This window comes from uncultured Deefgea sp. (assembly GCF_947072475.1).
Classification (GTDB): domain Bacteria; phylum Pseudomonadota; class Gammaproteobacteria; order Burkholderiales; family Chitinibacteraceae; genus Deefgea.
This window is the reverse complement of record NZ_CAMTIA010000015.1, coordinates 14246-33935: the sequence shown is the minus strand read 5'-3', so window position 1 is coordinate 33935 and position 19690 is coordinate 14246. Positions and strand designations below refer to the sequence as shown.

Genomic DNA, 19690 nt, shown 5'->3' with positions numbered 1-19690 from the left:
TCAACCAACAGCCGCACCCATTTTGAAAATAGGCAGATACATTGCCACCACTAGGCCACCAATCAAAGTACCGAGCACCACCATAATGATCGGCTCCATTAAGCTAGATAATGCTTCAACCGCATTATCGACTTCTTCTTCGTAGTAATCGGCTACTTTACTGAGCATCGCATCGAGCGAGCCGGATTCTTCGCCAATTGAGGTCATTTGCATCACCATATTGGGAAACACATTCGCATTTTGCATCGCCACCGTCAAACTGGTACCGGTGCTGACTTCAGATTGAATTTTTTTCGTTGCTATTTTGTAAATATAGTTGCCTGAGGCTCCGCCAACGGATTCAAGAGATTCAACCAGGGGCACCCCTGCGGCAAACATGGTGGCGAGTGTTCGAGTCCAGCGAGCAATAGTGGCATTTTTGACGATTTCGCCAAAAATCGGTAATTTTAGGATTAGTCTATCCATAAAAATCTGCATTGTTTCTGAGCGCCGCCAAGCGTTCATAAACAGCCAGAAACCACCAAATATACCGCCAAAAATAAGAAACCAATACGAAACAAAAAAATCAGATATTGCCATTACCATTAATGTCGGTGCGGGAAGATCGGCTCCAAAACTTGAAAACAGGTCTTTAAATGCGGGAATAACAAAAATCATAATGACTGCGGTAATCACAAAGGCCGCAACAATAACTGCGGTGGGATAAAACATCGCGGATTTGATTTTTTTCTTAACACCCAGAATTTTTTCTTTATAAGTGGCTAATCGTGCCAATAGGGCGTCCAAAATACCCGCTTGCTCACCAGCTTGTACTAAGTTGCAATACAGAGCATCAAATTGCAGAGGGTGTTTACGGAAAGCCTGTGTGAGCGATGAGCCCGTTTCAATGTCGGTTTTAATATCGAGCAGTAATTTGGTGACGGAAGGATTGCCATGTCCTTTGGCGACGATATCAAACGCGGTAAGGAGTGGTACGCCCGATTTGAGCATGGTGGCCAACTGCCGCGTAAACATGGCAATATCCAGCTCGCTGATTTTTCGTCCAGCAGGAATACGGACTTTTTTAACCGACGCGATATTGACACCTTGACGGCGTAAGGTGGTTTTGACGACCGCTTCACCGCTGGCACGCATTTCACCACTCACCGCCTTGCCGGTGCGATCTTTGCCTTTCCAGTGGTAATTAAATTCTTTGACCGCGATTGTTTTTTTTTGGACTGCCATGCGGGCCTCCTTGTTATGCGTTGGTAACGGCCATAATTTCTTCTAAAGAAGTGAGACCTTGTTTTACTTTTCTTAAGCCCGCTTCACGCAAAGAGAGAACCCCTTCACGACGTGCTTGGTCGGCAATATCAATGGCATTCCCATTGGTCATAATAATTCGATTGAGTTCGTCAGTAATGGGCATCACTTGATAAATGCCAACGCGACCTTTGTAACCGCTGTCTTTGCATATTTCACAGCCGTTAGGGCCATAACTATGCCATGTTCCATCAAGGTCACTTTGATCAAAACCAGCATTAAGTAGGGCTTCGGTTGGAATCTCAACCGGCTGCTTGCAGCTACACAGCCGCCGCGCCAAACGTTGAGCGGTAATTAAAATCACCGAAGAGGCAATATTAAAGGGTTGAATGCCCATATTGAGCATTCGGGTTAATGTGGTTGGCGCATCGTTGGTATGCAGGGTAGAAAAAACCATATGCCCGGTTTGGGCGGCTTTAATCGCAATGTCTGCCGTTTCTAAATCGCGAATCTCACCGACCATAATAATGTCAGGATCTTGCCGTAAGAAGGCTTTGAGCGCGGCAGAAAAAGTTAAACCGGCCTTATCATTCACGTTAACTTGGTTAATGCCAGGCAAGTTAATCTCGCAAGGATCTTCCGCAGTAGAAATATTGATATCCGGTTTGTTAAGTAAATTCAAACAGGTATATAGCGATACGGTTTTACCCGAGCCTGTTGGGCCGGTCACTAACACCATGCCATAGGGGCGGTGAATCGCCTCGAGGATCGTGGCTTTTTGGTCCGGATCGTAGCCCAGCGCATCAATGCCGAGTGTCGCTGACGATGGATCTAAGATCCGCATAACGATTTTTTCGCCGTGCATGGTGGGCAAGGTTGAAACTCGGAAATCAATCGCGCGGCTTTTGGATAAAACGAGTTTCATCCGACCATCTTGCGGGACGCGTTTTTCAGAAATATCGAGCTTGGAGATCACTTTAATGCGGGAAGAAATTTTCTCTTTAATCGCTAGTGGGGGGGTCGCAACTTCACGTAAGATCCCATCGACACGATAACGAACGCGGAAAAATTTTTCGTATGGTTCAAAGTGGATATCCGATGCGCCTTGGTTAATCGCATCCATTAAGATTTTTTGTAGGTACTTAACAACTGGGGCATCATCGATTTCTAGATTGGCCGCGGTGTCTTGAGCTGGCACATCGTCGCCGCCGGCCATTTCTAAATCGGCCTCGTCAATCACCATGTCTTTAAGATTGGCGCCACTCGCTTCTAGCAGTTTATGGAGTAAAACCGCGAGCTTGGGGTCTTCGACAATGATGGGCTCGACTTGGGCATTGGTCTGAAAACGAACGTTTTCCACTGCCGCCATATTGGTAATATCAGAGATACCCACAAATAATTTAGTGCCTCGCTTGTAGAGAGGAACCAGGCGCTGCGCTTGCATGGCTTTGCTATCGAGCACGCCTTGTGGAATATAACTAGGGTCAATTCGATCAAGATCAAGTAAAGGATAGCCAAAGGTTTTTGACGAAAAATCGGCAATATCCCGCGCTGACATTTTTTTACTTTGAATTAACTGCTCGATGAACGAGATTTTATTTGTGGCCGCGGTGGTCTGCAGCATTTCGGCATCAGCTTCGATTAAACGGCCGTGTTGCACTAAAAGCCGTGCGAGCCCAGAAATAAGGGGGGCAGTCATAAGCGCTGAGTTTCTCCGAAGCCGTTAGTCGTTTTGTAATTAGAATTTTACTAGAAATCTTATTTTTTCCTCAAATTACGACTCTAGTCTAGCAGATGTCTATAGATTGACGACGTGCTGATGTTCGCATTGCCTTGAATGGGGTCCCTAATCTCAGTTTTTGTTGTGTATTAGTTGCGAATATTTTATTGCTGGGCCCGTTAAGGCGTCGATGTGCGCCAACTGGAGCGACATACCGCTTGTTAGTCTGCTGCAGGTGTTTTGTATGTTGGGGTAGGTATGTTCGTCTAGCCTTTTTGAATAAAGACTTCTAGGGCAATACGTGTGCCGATATAACCAAGAAATAATAAGATGAACCCCGCCAAGGCCCAGTTGGCGGCAAAACGGCCGCGCCAGCCATACAATAATCTACCCGCTAACAGCGTCCCAAAAATCGCCCAAGACATAAAGGCAAAAATAGTTTTGTGGGAGAATGTTAGTAATAAACCACTGTGTTGTACTGAAAAATACACGCCAGTAATGAGTGCTGCGCTCAATAAAATAAATCCCAGCGTAACGCAGCTAAACAGTAATTGTTCTAGCGTGAGCAAGGACGGTAAGGTGCGGACTAAAATTTTTCTATTGTTGCCGTGCAGATTGCGGTCTGAAAAACGCATTAGAATGGCGATGGCTGCTGCATTGACGATCAAGCCTTGCGCCAGCATCGCGAGTAAAAAATGACTGCGAGATAGGGTGTTTTGCACGTAAGTGATCAAGTGCCCAGCCGGAAGCAGCATCGATAACAGTATAAAGCAGCTGATAAATGCGAATAATGGCGGCTCTAGGCCATCGAGCTGCCAATATTGCCGGCCGACAATATAAATCAGCAAACTCAGCCAAGCGGTGAGCGATAAAGATTCGGCCGCGCCAAAATGCAATTGGTGGCTGCTAATAAATGGGAGCAAGATCACGGCACCGTGGATGCACAGCCCAGTTAGCAATAAGATTTTTTCTGGGAAATGGCGTGCAGCCGCTTGCCCGGTCAGCCTGATTTGGCAAAAATGCCAGCCGAGGATCAAGTAAATCGTGAGGGTCAGTAGGGTAAGCAGGGTGAACACGTCAAATCAGGGTAAAATGTGAATTGTTTAGTCTAACAGAGTCGGTGCCGAATCGGCATCAACCGTATTAAAGGTGTAACGCATGTTTGAGAATCTGTCCGGCCGCTTGGGTGGTGTAGTTAAAACGCTGCGCGGTAACGCCCGCTTGACTGAAGACAATATGAAGGATGCGCTGCGCGAAGTTCGCATGGCGTTGCTCGAGGCCGACGTGGCTCTGCCGGCGGTCAAACAATTTATTGCTGATGTTAAGGTTCGCGCAGAAGGCCAAGAAGTTGTTGGTAGCTTAACGCCTGGGCAAGCCTTAATTGGTGTCGTTTACGAAGAACTCACCAAATTAATGGGCGCGCAAAATGATGCGCTGAATTTGGCCGCTGTGCCACCGGCCGTTATTTTGATGGCGGGCTTACAAGGTGCCGGTAAAACGACAACATCGGGTAAGTTAGCTAAGTTACTCAAAGAAACGCAGAAGAAAAAAGTCCTGTTGGTGTCGACTGACGTCTATCGGCCTGCGGCGATTGAGCAGCTTAAGACTTTGGCTAGTCAATTAACGGTGGATTGGTTTCCTTCGGATGTGAGTCAAAAACCGGTAGATATCGCCTTGGCGGCGATTGATCATGCGAAACGGCATTTTTATGATGTATTAATCGTTGATACGGCGGGGCGTTTAGCGATTGACGAAGCGATGATGGCTGAAATTAAAGCCCTGCATGCGGCGGTGAATCCGGTTGAAACGCTATTTGTCGTTGATGCAATGCAAGGTCAAGATGCGGTCAATGTCGCGCAAGCCTTTAATCAAACCTTGCCGCTGACCGGTATTGTTCTGACCAAAATGGACGGTGACTCGCGCGGTGGTGCGGCACTTTCTGTGCGGCATGTGACCGGCAAACCGATTAAATTCTTGGGTACCGGAGAAAAGCTAACAGGGCTTGAGCCATTCCATCCGGACCGGATGGCCAGCCGCGTGCTCGGCATGGGGGATGTGCTTTCCTTGATTGAAGACGTTAAAAATTCAGTCGATGAAGCCGAAGCACTCAAAATGATGAAAAAGGTCAAGTCCGGCAAAGGATTTGATCTGGAAGACTTTAAAACCCAAATTCAGCAAATGAAAAAAATGGGTGGGATGTCGGCCTTAATGGATAAATTGCCTGGCAATATGGCCGCGATGGCCGACAGCCAAGTGAACGATAAATCAGTGGCACGGATTGAAGGCATTATTAATTCGATGACGCCGCTTGAGCGTCGTAAACCTGAGCTATTAAAAGCCAGTCGCAAACGCCGAATCGCTGCTGGATCTGGGGTAACGGTACAAGAAGTCAATCGTTTGCTGAAGCAGTTCGAGCAAACACAAAAAATGATGAAGCAGTTTTCGGGTGGCGGCATGATGAAAATGATGCGTGGCTTAAAAGGCATGATGCCTGGCATGTAATTTATGGGTATTTAATTGTAGCCCTTGCTTTGTTTGGGCTGCAGTTTTATACCTGCATAGCAAGATTTTTTAAGCAGCAACGCTGTAGCAATAAACCATTGCCGTTTAGAATTAAATCTCTTCTCGTCCTTGCGGTGAATGCCGATTTCTGGCAGAATCGCCGCCTTTCTGCTAATTACCAATATTGGGTTTTATTATGGTCGTGATTCGTCTAGCTCGTGGTGGCGCAAAAGATCGCCCGTTCTACAACATCGTTGTGACTGATTCGCGCAACCGCCGCGATGGTCGTTTCATCGAGCGCGTAGGTTTCTACAATCCTCAAGCTCGCGGTGCTGAAGAAGCCGTTCGTTTGACTCAAGATCGTCTAACTTACTGGTTAGGTGTTGGCGCTCAGCCTTCAGATACGGTTGCTCGTTTGATCAAAAACGCAGCTAAGTAATCAGTGTCAAACAATCTTAAGGCCTCGCACTCTGCAACTGAGATACCCAATGATTTGGTATCGATGGGCTATGTGAACGGGGCTTTTGGCATTCAAGGCTGGATTAGCCTCGTCGCGGATACCGAACATGCGGATAGTTTGCTGGACTACAAAGTCTGGTGGCTTGGGCAGAACGGTGTTTTCCGTGCTTATAAAGTCGTTGATTCGCATGTGCAACCTAAGAAATTAGGCGCCAAGCTTGAAGGCGTAAATGACCGTGATGCGGCATTTGCACTTAAAGGCTGCGAAATTTCGATTCCGCGTAGCAGCATGCCTGTCGCCGGTGAGGGTGAATACTATTGGGCTGATTTAATTGGCTTGGCAGTATTTAATGAGCAAGACGAGCGCTTGGGTGTTATTGAGAAGCTGTTTGAAACAGGCGCAAACGATGTCATCGTTGTGAAAGATGAAACAACAGAGCGCTTGGTGCCCTTTGTTGGACACGTTGTGCTTGATGTCAATCTTGAGACGCGTGTGATGCGCGTTGACTGGGGTCTGGATTATTAATCCTGATTCCTTGGCACGGTACTTGGGTTTGCATGCAATTTGATGTTGTTACTTTATTTCCGGATATGTTTGATGCCATCAGTGCGCACGGGGTCACTCGGCGCGCAGTAGAATTAAACTTAATCGGCTTAACAACATGGAATCCGCGTCATTACACCACGGATAATTATCATCGTGTTGATGATCGCCCTTTCGGCGGTGGTCCTGGCATGGTGATGTTCGCTGCACCTTTGGATGAAGCGTTGATCGCTGCAAAGCAACATCAGCGTGAATTAGGTGTCGTGCCACATACGGTTTATCTGTCGCCGCAAGGTGCACCGCTAACACATAAAAAAGCCGAAGCTTTGGCGCAAATGCCAGGTTTAGTTTTGTTATGTGGGCGTTATGAAGGTGTTGATGAGCGAGTGATTCAATCGCAAGTCGACGAAGAAATTTCGGTCGGTGATTATGTTTTATCGGGTGGCGAATTGCCCGCGATGATCTTAATCGACGCCGTATCTCGCCTGATACCAGGGGTATTAAATACCGCTGCCAGTGCGGTGGAAGATTCTTTTGTGGATGGGTTGCTCGATTGCCCGCATTACACCCGTCCCGAAAATTATCGCGATATGATCGTTCCTGATGTCTTGATGTCAGGTAATCATGCCGCAATAAGGCGCTGGCGCCTAAAGCAGTCTTTGGGACGTACTTGGTTACGTCGCCCAGATTTGCTGCAAGGTCGTCAGTTAACTAAAGAGGAAGCTCGTCTTCTGGCTGAATTCAAAACTGAACATTCAGCAAGCTCAATGGATTAAACCTTTGAGTGGAAGGTACGGTTTCACATACGGAGTAGTATCCAAATGAATTTGTTACAAATTCTTGAGCAAGAAGAAGTTGCTCGCTTGAACAAAGCAATCCCTGATTTTGCACCTGGCGATACTGTTATCGTTAGCGTAAAAGTGAAAGAGGGTACTCGTGAACGTCTACAGGCTTACGAAGGCATTGTTATTGCTAAACGTAACCGTGGTCTAAACAGCGCCTTTATCGTGCGTAAGATTTCTTCTGGTATGGGCGTTGAACGCACATTCCAAACTTACTCTCCACTCGTAGCTTCAATTGAAGTTAAGCGTCGTGGTGATGTTCGTCGCGCTAAATTGTATTACCTCCGTGATCGTTCAGGTAAATCTGCACGTATTAAGGAAAAATTGCCAGCACGTAAAGTGGTTGCTGCTAAGGCGTAATCGCTTTTTCACAACGACTCAACAGTGCAAGCTACCCAGCGTAGCGCAGCAAAAACCCGCTAGTGCGGGTTTTTTTTCGTTTGAGGGCAGCCGAACGATGTTTTTTTTGATGAATGTTTTAAGTGCGCTCGATTTAATCGTAAAAGCTCGGCCGTACCATAACAATGGTTCGATTAATTCTGGCTCGTTGTGCTTTTTATCTTTAGAACTGTAGCACGCGCATTCGTCGATCTGAGTTGAGCTTGGTGCGGTACCAATTTGGCAGACCAGTCTGCTGACTCAGGCTAAATTTTGCCGCCAGTATGCTTATAAACGCGCGACTTTCTCTAGTTGGGTGAAGCGTCATCTAGCCAATTTATCGAGTGCTTCACCGCCTGCGGTATCGATCGTACCCATCGCAAAGCCCGCTAATGCTCAGCGCACGATGCTAGCGACGCAATGGCCGACACCCAAAGCAGAAACCTTGCCGCTGCGTTTGGTTCATGGTGTCGATTTGAGCTTGTTGACCACTACCTGTGCCACGTGGTTGGCGAATCTACTGCGCGCTTTGGCATGGTGCCGCCCTGCAATTAGTCGTTGTTTTCCATTGTTGACCGGCACGGCGTGTTCAGCTTAGTTTTAGCTAAATTGACAAGAGTCTTGCTCTAAATGGACTAAGCTGATTAAGCCCCTCTACTGTAGTACTCGATGATGCCACCTGATCCCCTTACTCAGCTTGCTGAGTTACCAGAAGAAAATCCCCATTATTTACGTGCGGCCACCCAGATGGGGGACCGACGAGAAGTCGTTGCAGATCAAGATATTTTTGCCGCAAATGGCATGAAGTTGCTGGCTAAAGGCTCGAAAATTAGCAGCCACCAGTTTGATATGTTGGCCAAGCATAAATTATCTACACCGCTGGATCAGCTACTCGCTACGGAGCGACCTGTTGATGGTGGGCAGTTGGCTTTTGAAGTAGGGAAAATCATCGATAAAGATCCGCTGATTGCGAGGATCGTGACGCGAGGAGGTGATCCTTTAGCCATTAAGCATCAGCTGGCCGGCTTGTCTTTACCCTTGCCGATTCGATTTCGGCTGACGGTGATGCAAGATCAACGGCCAGATCTATTTGAGCATGTGCTTAGAAATTACATTGTTTCTTATGCCTTGGCACTGCATTTGAAATTATCTGCGTCTGATAAGACCGCTTTGACGCTGGCCGCGATATGTCATGATTTAGGTGAACTGCATACCGATCCAGAGCTACTGACTTCAGGCCATAAAATTACGCCGCAAGAGCGGCGCTATATTCATGTACATCCGATTACGAGTTATGTCGTGGTGCATGCTTTTCCTGAGTTTTCTCCTGCTGCCGCGCAGGCGATTTTGCATCATCACGAGCGCCTCGATGGTAGTGGCTATCCCTATGGTTTGCGTAAAGCCGCGATCAGCCATTTGGCTCAGATTATTGCGATTGCCGACGTCTCTGGTGCTGTATTGCGGCGCTTTGATTTGCAAAGGCTAGACGCATTATTTACTTTAAATCAATCTCGATTTGACCCCGTCACGGTAAAAGCTTTACGGGATTTACTACGTTCGGTTACCAATGAAGAACACCATGCGGTGGTTGGAAAAGACAGCTCTTTGCAATTGGCGCATATTGCCGATTTTTTGCAAGCATGGCTGGCTTTGCACGCCATGCTAGAAGGGCAAGTGAATGAGCAGGTGGAGACGGATAGTCCGCTAGTTTTTTTATTTGAGCGTATGGATAGTATTCGTGCCCTACTTTTACAAGCGGGTCTAAATCCTGATGATGTACAGGCCATGCAGTCTTTTGGGCAAGATGACCCAGACATGTTGGTTGAATTACAAGCTATGTTGAGTGAAATGGAATGGATGCTTTACGATATTGCCAATGAAATAGAGCGCCGAGCGCCGGTACTGGATGGTATTTCACAAGCGGCGCTCAACGATTTGATTTGCCATTTGCGGGCCATTTAGTGCCGTGCTGATGAAACCCCCGTCAAACAAATCTTTGATGTCTGGCGCCATTTTTGATTGACCTCACCATGCCGAAAAATCCGCCTAGCCCGCAGGATTTGGCGGCGGCCTTTTTAAATAATGTCAGCCTGATACTGCGTGACCAAGCGCTGGCGTAGCATGACTATGCTGCGTGCCTTGCCTCAGGCCCAAAAGCCGCACACGCGGTTGGCAAACCAAACGTCAACAGATCCTAGCGGCTTTTTTAGTTGGCACAGCACACTCACCATGAGTACCACCCATCGAATAACACGCTAAAATAGCTCAAATTTTTAGAGTTAAGTCGTTAAGAGAAACACTTTTGACTCTTCGTAGAATTTGCTCCGCCAGCAAAGCAAAGCAAAGCAAAGCAAAGCATTGCATTCGCTGGCAAGCCAGCGCCTACAAGTTCCAATCCCTGATTCGTGACCACTTACTTCGCCAGCATTTCTTTCAAGTAGTCACTTCTTGCCGCAATCGCGGTATCGGTAAAGTCTGAAAACACGCCATCCAAGCCTAAACGATAAAATGCCTTATATTCTGCTTTTGGGTCATTTTTAAAATCAGCAGGAATACGACGAGATTCGTTGCGGAATGTATACGCGTGCACCATCAAGCCGGCTTTATGTGCATCGGCAATCAGCGTCGTTGGCGGCAAACTACTGGCATCTGCATAATTAACCTTCCCGTCGCCATTTATATCGACTTGCTTGCCATCCGTGCCAAATACGCCCTTAACCGACATGATATAAGGCTTCCAAGGGCCGATACCATCGGCATAGGTTTTGATTTCAGCCAAACCCGCTGGCGTGACCATATCGCTAAATAAGCGCTTATCGCCTGCCATCATGCCAACTAGCAAAAGTAGTGCGTGAGCTGGCGCACTTGGAGAAACTCGGCCAGCGTTAAGCCGCTGCTCTGTCAACGTTGTACTTATTCCAAACCATCAATCCACCGTCTCATGCTGCGCCCCCAAAAATCAAAAGCACAGCACAGCAGCCTGAATTAAAACGACAATTGAGGGACGGCTGAGCCTTACATTTAATCGATATTGCCGTTGATTTAGAGCCCTGATGTGCCGTCGATGTAATCTAATCGCTCGATGGCATGCATTTTGCTGGAATCACCGCATTGCAGTGTATTGATGGGCTTAGATCATGTTAAAAGTGCTTTATATCGATGACGGTGTTGCCGCAGAGGATGATTGGCTGATACTCCCTGCAGCCTATCAATGGGTTGCAGAGCGCGCAACGGCCCATTCTTTGCCTGCGATATGTGCGCGTGAGCAGCCCGATTTTTTATTAATTCGTTCGATAACGCCCTCTGCAGCACTGTTTGGTTCGTTAGAACAACTGCATTTAACGCCCAAACCCATATTGCTATTTTCTACCAGTAATGAGCGTGAATTAATTCGTATGGCGCTCTCACTTGGGGTGAGTGCGTATGTGCTTAATGATTGGCGAGCCGAGCGTTTAGCTGCAGAGCTATTGCTGGGCTCGCTGTACTTTGAAGAAAAGCGCCACTGGCAAGCGCAGCTACAGCAAGCTCAATGCCAATTGGCGGAACGAAAAATCATTGATCGAGCTAAAGGCTTATTAATGGATAAACAGCATATGAGCGAACAACAAGCGTTTGTCGCTTTACGCAATCAGGCGATGAAACAAGGGATTAAGTTAGCAGATGCTGCGCGGCAAGTTTTAGCGCTCGCGGACTGGATGGCTCATGCCGAAACTAAAATCTAATCTTTATGGCGCGGGGCGCTGATCGATTGCGGTGCATCTTATGTTGCAATGCAATATTTTAGTGCGGACTGAATCGATATTTATTTTTATAAAAAACCGTGATCGGTGCATATCGGCTTGATTTCTAGCTGAAAATTTAAATTTATTTTAATGGCATGCTCCTTGCTATCTTCCAATCACCTAATACAACGACGTGTTAGAGCTTGGGGCCAACGATGGCCTTGCAAAGTGTAGTGCTCCTTTGGGGTGCTAGTGAACGATAGAACGCTGCGAGGACAACATCATGAAAAGCAATTTTTGGCGTGCAGGGCATACGCCGACGTTATTGGCGGCCTTTCTCTATTTTGATCTAAGTTTTATGGTTTGGTATTTATTGGGACCGCTGCAAATTCAAATCGCAACGGCACTGAGTTTAACCACGCAAGAACGGGGTTTAGTCGTTGCAACCCCTCTTTTAGCCGGCGCCTTGCTGCGTCTAGTTTTGGGAATCTTGGTCGATCAAATTGGTCCGAAACGTACCGGGCTGATTGCCCAAGTCATCGTCATGCTGGCGATGTTGGCCGCTTGGCGTTTGGGCATCCATAGTTTGAATGACGCTTTATTGCTCGGACTGTTTCTAGGTTTTGCCGGTGCGTCTTTTGCGGTGGCCCTACCACTGGCTTCACGCTGGTATCCGCCTGAGCATCAAGGTACTGCAATGGGCATTGCGGGGGCGGGTAATTCAGGCACGGTTTTAGCCGCTTTGTTCGCGCCGATGTTGGCGCTGGCAGTGGGGTGGACCAATGTGTTTGGCGTGATGCTGATTCCTTTAATCCTCGTATTTTGCTTGTATTGCATGCTGGCCAAAGACGCGCCAGGGGCCGCGACCCCAAAGAAATGGCAGTCGTATATTGAGGTCCTTGCTCAACGAGATGCTTGGATATTTATGGGTTTTTATGCCATCACTTTCGGCGGCTTTGCCGGCTTTGCTAGCGCCTTACCCGGTTACTTTCATGATCAATTTAATTTCACGCCGCAAGTTGCCGGTTGGTATACCGCCGCCTGCGTTTTAGCCGGTTCGGTGATGCGGCCCCTGGGCGGCGTGATTGCCGATCGGATCGGAGGGACACGCACCTTGTTAATGGTTTATATCGCTTGCAGCATATTGATTGGACTGGTTGGCTTGGGATGGGGTGGCTCTACGGTCGCATTAAGCTTATTTATTGCTGCGATGCTGTGTTTGGGCGCGGGCAATGGGGCGGTATTTCAATTGGTGCCACAGCGCTTTAATCAGGATTTAGGCGTGATGACGGGCTTAATTGGAATGGCCGGTGGTATTGGGGGTTTTTTCTTGGCTGCGGGCTTAGGGGTGGTGAAGCAAGGCACGGGTAGTTATGCCTTGGGCTTATGGTTGTTTTCTGTATTGGCTTTAGGCGCTTGGTATGGCTTATCAGAAGTCAAAGTTCGTTGGCGCAGCAGCATGGGTTTAGCACAGGCAAGGATTTAATCCGTAGGTATTGCTTTGAAGTCTTTTTATCTAAACGCATGTAGATCAATACCTAATATCAACCTGAAGAGATCCGACCATGTCGAAACCTAAATTGATTGTGATTGGAAACGGCATGGCCGGTATCCGCACTGTAGAAGAATTGCTGCTATTGGCCCCGCATCATTACGACATCACCGTGTTTGGTGCTGAACCCCATCCGAATTACAACCGTATTTTGCTCAGCCCAGTACTCGCTGGCGAGCAAACATTTGACCAAATCGTGCTCAATACCGTCGATTGGTATGCTGAAAACCATATTACTTTGCATATGGGCAAAGCCATTACCCAGATTGATCGGATTCGCCGAGTCGTGGTTGCGGATGATGGCAGCGAAACGCCGTACGATCGATTATTGCTGGCAACCGGCTCGACGCCAGTGATTTTGCCTATTCCCGGAAAGGATTTAAACGGTGTATTGAGTTATCGAGATATTTACGATACCGATACGATGATTCATGCGGCAAAAACTAAGCAAACTGCCGTCGTTATTGGTGGTGGCTTACTGGGATTAGAAGCCGCCAATGGCCTGATGTTACGCGGTATGGCGGTCACCGTGGTCCATCTCGGACATTGGTTGCTTGATCGTCAGTTAGACGTGGCCGCAGGCAAACTACTTGAAAAATCACTTCGCGAACGGGGTCTGACGTTTTTGCTCGGGCAATCAACTGCCGCGATTATCGGCAATGCTGCGGGTGATGTTTGCGGGGTTCGATTTAGCGATGGTACTGAAATCGCGACGGATTTGGTGGTCATGGCGGTGGGTATTCGGCCCAATACCCAATTGGCGCTTGCCGCTGGTTTGCATTGTAAAAACGGTATTGTCGTTAGCGATGCCCTACAAACCTACGACCCACGGATTTATGCGGTTGGCGAATGCGTCAATCACCGTGGTACCGCCTATGGATTGGTCGCACCGCTGTTTGAAATGGCCAAAGTGGCCGCCAATCATTTGGCGCTGATGGGCTATGGCCAATATCAAGGCTCGATACTCTCGACCAAATTAAAAGTCACCGGCATCGATTTATTTTCGGCGGGTGATTTTATGGGCAGCGACGAGGCCGAAGAAATCGTGTTGTCTGATCCCGCTGGCGGCGTATACAAAAAACTGGTCATCAAAGACGATAAGCTGATCGGCGCTTGCCTGTATGGCGACACGCTAGATGCCGCGTGGTATTTCAAGCTATTACGCGACGGCCGCAATATCAGCGATCTACGCGATCACCTGATGTTTGGTGAGAGCAGTGTTGGAGACGCCGGCGTCGCAGGGCAAAGTCGTGTCAGTGGTATGCAAGACAAAGACGAAGTGTGCGGCTGTAATGGCGTTTGCAAAGGCACCATTGTCAAAGCCATTAATGAGCAAGGCCTGTTCACGGTCGACGATGTTAAAAAACACACCAAAGCGGCCAGCTCATGTGGTTCTTGTACCGGCTTAGTCGAACAAATTCTGATGAATACTTTGGGTACGCATTTTCAAGAAACCCCTAAAACCAAAGCAGTTTGTGGCTGTACCGATCACACCCACGCGCAAGTGCGGCAATCGATCAAGCAGCACCATTTGCTCAATCATGCTCAGGTGTACGAATTCATGGATTGGCGCACGCCAAACGGCTGCGCCACATGTCGCCCAGCGGTCAATTACTACCTACTTTCGACGTGGCCGCATGAGTCGGTGGATGACCCACAAAGCCGCTTTGTCAATGAACGCGTCCACGCCAATATTCAAAAAGACGGCACGTTTTCGGTGATTCCGCAAATGAAAGGCGGCGTCACCAATGCGTCCGAGCTGCGCCGCATCGCCGATGTCGCCGACAAATACGCCGTGCCGCTGCTCAAAGTCACCGGCGGGCAACGCATCGATTTATTGGGGATTAAAAAAGAAGACCTCGTCAATGTCTGGGCCGATCTGGGCATGCAATCGGGCCACGCTTACGGCAAGTCAATCCGTACCGTAAAAACCTGTGTTGGCAGTGAGTTCTGCCGTTTTGGCACGCAAAATAGCACGCAAATGGGGATTGATCTAGAAACCATGCTCGCCAATATGTGGTCGCCGCATAAAGTGAAACTGGCGGTCAGTGGTTGCCCAAGGAATTGTGCCGAAAGCGGGATTAAAGACGTTGGCGTGATCGCGGTGGAAAGCGGTTGGGAGCTGTATGTCGGCGGCAACGGCGGCATCAAAACCGAAGTGGCACAGTTTTTCTGCAAAGTGAAAACGGCTGACGAAGTGAAAGAATACAGCGGCGCATTTTTGCAACTGTACCGTGAAGAAGCCTATTACCTCGATCGCACCGTGCACTACATCGCCCGAGTTGGCCTCGATTATGTTAAAGCCAAAGTGGTCGAGGACGCCGCCAATCGCCAAGCCTTATTTGAGCGATTGCTGTACTCACTGGACGGCCTACGCGACCCATGGGCGGAACGGATTGCCGGCAAAGCGAAACGGGAATTCATACCGATTAAGGTGATTGCGTAAAAACCATTAAAACCCGACGCAGAGGCGCGGAGACGCAGAGGAAAAAACCAGTAGAAATAAGGTTTAACGACTGAGTTAATGACTTAATTAATTTACGTTTTAAGGTTTTCTCCGCGTCTTTGCGCCTCTGCGTCGAAAGGTTTGTTTTAAACAAGGACCACAAAATGAATATGAAAGCCAATCCAAGCTGGATTTCTGTTTGCCATATCGACGAAATCCCCATGCTCGGTAGCCGCGTCGTTGAGCATCCTAGCGGCAATATCGCGGTGTTTCGTACTGCGAACGATACGGTGTTTGCGCTGCTCGATCATTGTCCGCACAAAGGCGGGCCGCTGTCGCAAGGCATCGTGCACGGCGAATCAGTCACTTGCCCGCTGCATAGCTGGAATATCGATTTAAAAACTGGTCAAGCGCGTGCGCCCGATCAAGGCTGTGCACGGCGCTTTCCGAGCAAGCTCGAAGAGGGGCAGGTGTTTTTGTCTCTTTGATGGGTATATTGATGTAGCCATTGTTTAGCAATGGCTACAGATAAATAGATGGTATAGGTATGTTGTTTAACCAATGATGATGAAGGAGTAGAACCATGGCCATAACGCGATCGACCTGTTGTTACTGCGGCGTGGGCTGTGGGGTTTTGATTGAATCAACGGTGGATCAAATCACCGGCGTGCAAGGCGATCCTGCGCATCCTGCGAATTGGGGGCAGCTGTGTACTAAGGGTTTGTCACTGGCCCAAAGCGCGGCCAGCCTCACCAATCGCGCGCTGTACCCTGAGCTGCGTTTGACGCGTGATGCGCCGCGTGAACGCGTCGATTGGGCGATGGCGCTGGATTCTGTCGCCGAGCGCTTTGCCGACATCATCGAACAACACGGCCCGGATGCCGTCGCATTCTACGTCTCAGGGCAATTGCTGACCGAAGATTATTACGTCTTTAATAAGCTGGCGAAGGGTTTGGTGGGCACCAACAATATCGATACCAATTCACGGCTATGTATGTCGAGCGCAGTGACGGGCTACAAAATGGCGCTCGGCGCTGACGGCCCGCCGACGTGTTACGACGATTTGGAAGCGGCACACACGGTGCTGTTTGCCGGTAGCAATATGGCGTATGCGCATCCGGTGTTGTTTCGTCGATTGGCGGCGGCCAAAGCGGCCAATCCAGCGGTGAAATGGATTGTGATCGATCCGCGCCGCACCGATACCGCCGTAATGGCGGACCTGCATTTACAAATTCAACCCGGCACTGACGTTGCGCTATTCAATGGCATGTTGCATCACTTGCTATGGGAAGGGCTGGCCGACCCGCAATTTATCGCCGCGCATACCGCTGGTTTTGCCGAACTAAAAACCATGGTGCGTGATTACACTCCGAAAATGGTCGCCGAAATTTGCGGTATTTTAGAAGAAGACTTGCGGCTTGCCGCCGAATGGTTTGGCGCTAGCCCAGCGGCGCTGTCTTTGTATTGCATGGGACTGAATCAATCCAGTCATGGCACCGATAAAAACCTCGCCTTGATTAATCTGCATCTGGCGACCGGACAAATCGGCAAGCCAGGAGCTGGACCGTTTTCGCTAACGGGCCAGCCTAATGCGATGGGCGGGCGTGAAGTCGGTGGCATGGCAACGATGCTGGCCGCGCACCGTGACATTGCGAATGCCGAACACCGCGCCGAAGTCGCCGCGCTATGGGGCGTCGATTCAGTCTCCGCTCAACCTGGCCTGCCAGCGATTGCGATGTTTGACGCGATTAAAGCGGGCAAGATTAAAGCGATTTGGATCGTTTGCAGTAATCCGGCGCATTCCTTGCCCAATCTCGCCCATGTGCGTTTGGCCTTGGCGGCTGCCGAGCTGGTTGTTGTACAAGACGCTTTTATCAATACCGACACCGTTGCTTTTGCCGATGTGGTCTTGCCTGCCAGCTCATGGGGCGAAAAATCCGGCACCGTGACCAATTCGGAACGACGGATTTCACGCGTGAACGCCGCCGTTGCTGCGCCCGGTGAAGCCAAGGCCGATTGGGAAATTGCCGTTGCGGTTGCACAGCGGATTGAAGCGCGCCTGCGGCCTGAGCTGCCGACGCTGTTTCCGTATGTCGATAGCGAAATGATTTTTAACGAACATCGCTTATTAACACGGGGTCGTGATTTAGATATTGGCGGACTCAGTTATGCCCAACTGGCGAAAAGTCCGCAGCAATGGCCGTTCCCCGCTGACGCGTCACACGGCCAAGCGCGGCGTTATACCGACGGAGTGTTTGCCACTGACGATGGTCGGGCACGGTTTCATGCAGTGCAATATCTGCCAGTGGCCGAGGCGACTAATTCGCGTTTTCCATTCCATTTACTCACCGGCCGCTTGCGCGATCAATGGCATGGCATGAGCCGCACTGGTCGTGTTCCGGCCCTGTTTGAGCACAGTGCCGAGCCGGCATTAACGATGCATCCGCTCGATGCTGAGCGCCGCAGCCTCAAAGCCGGTGATTTGCTCAAAGTGAGTAGCAAACGCGGCAGCTTGATTCTGCCTTTGGAAATCGCCGATTCGGTTGCCTCGGGCACGGTGTTTGCCGCGATGCATTGGAATGGGCAATTTTTAAATAGTGGCGGGATTAATGAGGTCTGTAGCAGTGCGGTGGACGCTAAATCAGCGCAACCCGAGCTAAAACACGCCGCAGTTCGTGTAGAAAAAGCCGAATTACCTTGGCGGCTGGTCGCGGCAATGTCGGTGGAAGAGGCCACTGGGGGCGATATTCTCGCCTTACACGCCATCGTGCAGCCCTTATTGCAAGCCTGCGCTTACGCCAGTGTGAGTTTGCAAGGCCGAGAAAATCCGCTGCTGGTGCTGCGCGTCGCCGATATGGCGGCACCCGAAGGCTGGTTGGAACGGCTATTTACTGCGCTGCAACTGCAGCCCAGCGCCAATGTGCTGCAATATCAAGATGCCAAACGTGGCGTCATCAAGCGCGTCGCGTGGTCAGACGACGCGGTACTGCGAGGATTTGTACTGGCGGGAGATATTGCCGGCAGCACCGCGCTGATTGCCCAGCTTGGCTTGGTTTGGACGGGACCCCGCATCCGCGTGTTTACGCCAGGCCAAGCCGTAGCAAATGATCGCGTGATTTGTCAGTGTATTTATGTCCGTGAATCGCGGATTTTGGCTGAAATCACTCAGGGGGCCGACGTCGCGCAATTGAAAGCCAAACTCGGCTGCGGCAGTGTCTGTGGATCTTGTATCCCCGAATTAACCCGGCTTTGCCAAACCGCATTAGTCTGTTAACGCCTGAAGCGCTGCATTTTTTGTTAAAGACGCTCGCTGGGCAGTGGTAAAAGCGCCTGTTTGGCCGCTTGGATCACCGCTTGGCTGAGTCGCTCCAGCTTTGGCGATTGCACTTGCCAGCAATGCCAATACAAGGTGACATCGGTGGCTTGGCTCGGTGCCAGATCGATCAATGGCCGCAGGCCCGTAGCGGGCTGGTATTGTATTTCGGGCACCATGCCATAGCCCAAACCCAATTCAATGGCTTGTAAAAACGCCTCGCTCGATGGCACGTAATGGCAATTGAGATGGGTGCTGGGTAGTCCGAGCGTTCGCAATAAGAAGTTACTTTGCAGCGCATCTTTACGATTAAACACCATCAGTGGCGCACGGCGCGCCGCTTCGCGTTGCAAGCCTTGTGGAAAATACCGAGCGGCAAAGTCAGGATGCGCCAATAGGCGGTAGCGCATGATGCCAAGTGCTTGGGCACGGCAACCACGTAATGCTTCTGATTCACTAGAAATCCCCACCAAAGCCTGCCCGCTCTCTAGCAGGGTATAAGTATGGTCTTGATCGTCCAAACTAATGTCGAGTAACAGCTGCTCTGCTTGCAAAAACTGGCTTAAGGCCGGTAAGAGCCAAGTGGCGAGCGTATCGTGGTTGACCACCATTGTGACCGGCAAAAAGTGCTGCTGTTCATGCTCAAGTTCGGCTAAAAATTCATGCTCTAAAAACTGACTGCGCCGCAGGTATTGCAGTAAACGCTGACCAGCGCGCGTGGCGCGGCAAGGGCGGGTGCGAATTAAGAGCGGTGTGCCAAGCTGACTTTCTAGTGCGCTCACTCGCTGGGAAACTGCCGATGGTGTGAGGTGTAGCCATTTGGCGGCTTGTTCAAAGCTACCGCTATCGATCACCGCCAATAACGCTTCGCCTTTATGGGTATCGAGCATTGCCGCCCCTTTATTAAGAAATTTTAATGATTACTTAGAAATAATAAATCATATTTAATTAATTGTAATCTTGCATGACA

General features: G+C 49.5%; 17 protein-coding genes. 12 read left to right on the top strand and 5 right to left on the bottom strand.

Annotation, left to right across the window (positions count from 1 at the left end; genetic code table 11):
* From Q0V82_RS07175 to Q0V82_RS07165, 3 genes are all read right to left on the bottom strand, one after another.
* Window positions 1–1224 (bottom strand): type II secretion system F family protein, encoded by a 1224-nt coding sequence (locus Q0V82_RS07175; RefSeq protein ID WP_297574121.1) that lies wholly within the window; start codon window positions 1222–1224, stop codon window positions 1–3.
* A gap of 13 nt (window positions 1225–1237) precedes the next feature.
* Window positions 1238–2941 carry a type IV-A pilus assembly ATPase PilB gene (gene pilB, locus Q0V82_RS07170; protein ID WP_297574119.1) on the bottom strand — a complete coding sequence of 568 codons (1704 nt, stop codon included), beginning with the start codon at window positions 2939–2941 and terminating at the stop codon, window positions 1238–1240.
* 287 nt (window positions 2942–3228) lie between these two features.
* Window positions 3229–4038: an inner membrane protein YpjD gene (locus tag Q0V82_RS07165; RefSeq protein WP_297574117.1), complete on the bottom strand. Its 810-nt coding sequence runs from the start codon at window positions 4036–4038 to the stop codon at window positions 3229–3231.
* 82 nt (window positions 4039–4120) lie between these two features.
* Here Q0V82_RS07165 and ffh point away from each other — a divergent pair, with 82 nt between their 5' ends.
* The 7 genes from ffh to Q0V82_RS07130 all read left to right on the top strand — a co-directional run bounded on the left by ffh (window position 4121) and on the right by Q0V82_RS07130 (window position 9649).
* The gene (ffh, locus tag Q0V82_RS07160; RefSeq protein ID WP_297574115.1) at window positions 4121–5464 is read left to right on the top strand and encodes a signal recognition particle protein; all 1344 of its coding nucleotides are present in this window, start codon (window positions 4121–4123) and stop codon (window positions 5462–5464) included.
* Window positions 5465–5660: 196 nt separating this feature from the next.
* Complete coding sequence (rpsP, locus tag Q0V82_RS07155; RefSeq protein WP_173532418.1) at window positions 5661–5903, top strand: 30S ribosomal protein S16; 243 nt, start codon at window positions 5661–5663, stop codon at window positions 5901–5903.
* Window positions 5904–5966: 63 nt separating this feature from the next.
* Entirely contained in the window at window positions 5967–6449 is a 483-nt protein-coding gene (rimM, locus tag Q0V82_RS07150; RefSeq protein WP_297574113.1) for a ribosome maturation factor RimM, read from the top strand.
* Between the two features lie 32 nt (window positions 6450–6481).
* A complete protein-coding gene (gene trmD, locus Q0V82_RS07145) occupies window positions 6482–7243 on the top strand; it encodes a tRNA (guanosine(37)-N1)-methyltransferase TrmD (protein ID WP_297574111.1) in 762 nt (253 codons plus the stop codon).
* 45 nt (window positions 7244–7288) lie between these two features.
* The gene (gene rplS, locus Q0V82_RS07140) at window positions 7289–7669 is read left to right on the top strand and encodes a 50S ribosomal protein L19 (protein WP_226764949.1); all 381 of its coding nucleotides are present in this window, start codon (window positions 7289–7291) and stop codon (window positions 7667–7669) included.
* A 424-nt stretch (window positions 7670–8093) separates the two neighbouring features.
* Entirely contained in the window at window positions 8094–8285 is a 192-nt protein-coding gene (locus Q0V82_RS07135; RefSeq protein WP_297574109.1) for a hypothetical protein, read from the top strand.
* A 71-nt stretch (window positions 8286–8356) separates the two neighbouring features.
* Window positions 8357–9649, top strand: coding sequence for an HD-GYP domain-containing protein (locus tag Q0V82_RS07130; protein WP_297574108.1), 1293 nt, complete (start codon window positions 8357–8359; stop codon window positions 9647–9649).
* A 451-nt stretch (window positions 9650–10100) separates the two neighbouring features.
* Here Q0V82_RS07130 and Q0V82_RS07125 read toward each other — a convergent pair whose 3' ends face one another.
* On the bottom strand, window positions 10101–10517 hold the full coding sequence (locus tag Q0V82_RS07125) for a glycerophosphodiester phosphodiesterase family protein (RefSeq protein WP_297574106.1): 417 nt from the start codon (window positions 10515–10517) through the stop codon (window positions 10101–10103).
* Window positions 10518–10824: 307 nt separating this feature from the next.
* On the opposite strand from Q0V82_RS07125, the gene Q0V82_RS07120 reads away from it, so the two are divergent.
* The 5 genes from Q0V82_RS07120 to Q0V82_RS07100 all read left to right on the top strand — a co-directional run bounded on the left by Q0V82_RS07120 (window position 10825) and on the right by Q0V82_RS07100 (window position 18681).
* Entirely contained in the window at window positions 10825–11409 is a 585-nt protein-coding gene (locus tag Q0V82_RS07120; RefSeq protein WP_297574104.1) for an ANTAR domain-containing response regulator, read from the top strand.
* Window positions 11410–11692: 283 nt separating this feature from the next.
* Window positions 11693–12895 (top strand): NarK/NasA family nitrate transporter, encoded by a 1203-nt coding sequence (locus Q0V82_RS07115; RefSeq protein ID WP_297574102.1) that lies wholly within the window; start codon window positions 11693–11695, stop codon window positions 12893–12895.
* Between the two features lie 79 nt (window positions 12896–12974).
* Window positions 12975–15407, top strand: a complete 2433-nt coding sequence (gene nirB / locus Q0V82_RS07110) for a nitrite reductase large subunit NirB (protein WP_297574100.1) — start codon at window positions 12975–12977, stop codon at window positions 15405–15407.
* 164 nt (window positions 15408–15571) lie between these two features.
* Entirely contained in the window at window positions 15572–15895 is a 324-nt protein-coding gene (gene nirD / locus Q0V82_RS07105) for a nitrite reductase small subunit NirD (RefSeq protein WP_297574098.1), read from the top strand.
* Window positions 15896–15990: 95 nt separating this feature from the next.
* The gene (locus tag Q0V82_RS07100) at window positions 15991–18681 is read left to right on the top strand and encodes a nitrate reductase (RefSeq protein ID WP_297574096.1); all 2691 of its coding nucleotides are present in this window, start codon (window positions 15991–15993) and stop codon (window positions 18679–18681) included.
* Between the two features lie 23 nt (window positions 18682–18704).
* On the opposite strand, the gene Q0V82_RS07095 is transcribed toward Q0V82_RS07100, so the two are convergent.
* The gene (locus Q0V82_RS07095) at window positions 18705–19610 is read right to left on the bottom strand and encodes a LysR family transcriptional regulator ArgP (RefSeq protein ID WP_297574094.1); all 906 of its coding nucleotides are present in this window, start codon (window positions 19608–19610) and stop codon (window positions 18705–18707) included.
* Window positions 19611–19690 lie beyond the last annotated feature (80 nt).

What these genes read in the sequence shown, in the direction of transcription:
- Q0V82_RS07175 (WP_297574121.1), bottom strand. Translation starts at nt 1,224, where the DNA reads ATGGCAGTCCAAAAAAAAACAATCGCGGTCAAAGAATTTAATTACCAC.
- pilB (WP_297574119.1), bottom strand. Translation starts at nt 2,941, where the DNA reads ATGACTGCCCCCCTTATTTCTGGGCTCGCACGGCTTTTAGTGCAACAC.
- ffh (WP_297574115.1), top strand. Translation starts at nt 4,121, where the DNA reads ATGTTTGAGAATCTGTCCGGCCGCTTGGGTGGTGTAGTTAAAACGCTG.
- rpsP (WP_173532418.1), top strand. Translation starts at nt 5,661, where the DNA reads ATGGTCGTGATTCGTCTAGCTCGTGGTGGCGCAAAAGATCGCCCGTTC.
- rimM (WP_297574113.1), top strand. Translation starts at nt 5,967, where the DNA reads ATGGGCTATGTGAACGGGGCTTTTGGCATTCAAGGCTGGATTAGCCTC.
- trmD (WP_297574111.1), top strand. Translation starts at nt 6,482, where the DNA reads ATGCAATTTGATGTTGTTACTTTATTTCCGGATATGTTTGATGCCATC.
- rplS (WP_226764949.1), top strand. Translation starts at nt 7,289, where the DNA reads ATGAATTTGTTACAAATTCTTGAGCAAGAAGAAGTTGCTCGCTTGAAC.
- Q0V82_RS07135 (WP_297574109.1), top strand. Translation starts at nt 8,094, where the DNA reads ATGCTAGCGACGCAATGGCCGACACCCAAAGCAGAAACCTTGCCGCTG.
- Q0V82_RS07130 (WP_297574108.1), top strand. Translation starts at nt 8,357, where the DNA reads ATGATGCCACCTGATCCCCTTACTCAGCTTGCTGAGTTACCAGAAGAA.
- Q0V82_RS07125 (WP_297574106.1), bottom strand. Translation starts at nt 10,517, where the DNA reads ATGATGGCAGGCGATAAGCGCTTATTTAGCGATATGGTCACGCCAGCG.
- Q0V82_RS07120 (WP_297574104.1), top strand. Translation starts at nt 10,825, where the DNA reads ATGTTAAAAGTGCTTTATATCGATGACGGTGTTGCCGCAGAGGATGAT.
- Q0V82_RS07115 (WP_297574102.1), top strand. Translation starts at nt 11,693, where the DNA reads ATGAAAAGCAATTTTTGGCGTGCAGGGCATACGCCGACGTTATTGGCG.
- nirB (WP_297574100.1), top strand. Translation starts at nt 12,975, where the DNA reads ATGTCGAAACCTAAATTGATTGTGATTGGAAACGGCATGGCCGGTATC.
- nirD (WP_297574098.1), top strand. Translation starts at nt 15,572, where the DNA reads ATGAATATGAAAGCCAATCCAAGCTGGATTTCTGTTTGCCATATCGAC.
- Q0V82_RS07100 (WP_297574096.1), top strand. Translation starts at nt 15,991, where the DNA reads ATGGCCATAACGCGATCGACCTGTTGTTACTGCGGCGTGGGCTGTGGG.
- Q0V82_RS07095 (WP_297574094.1), bottom strand. Translation starts at nt 19,610, where the DNA reads ATGCTCGATACCCATAAAGGCGAAGCGTTATTGGCGGTGATCGATAGC.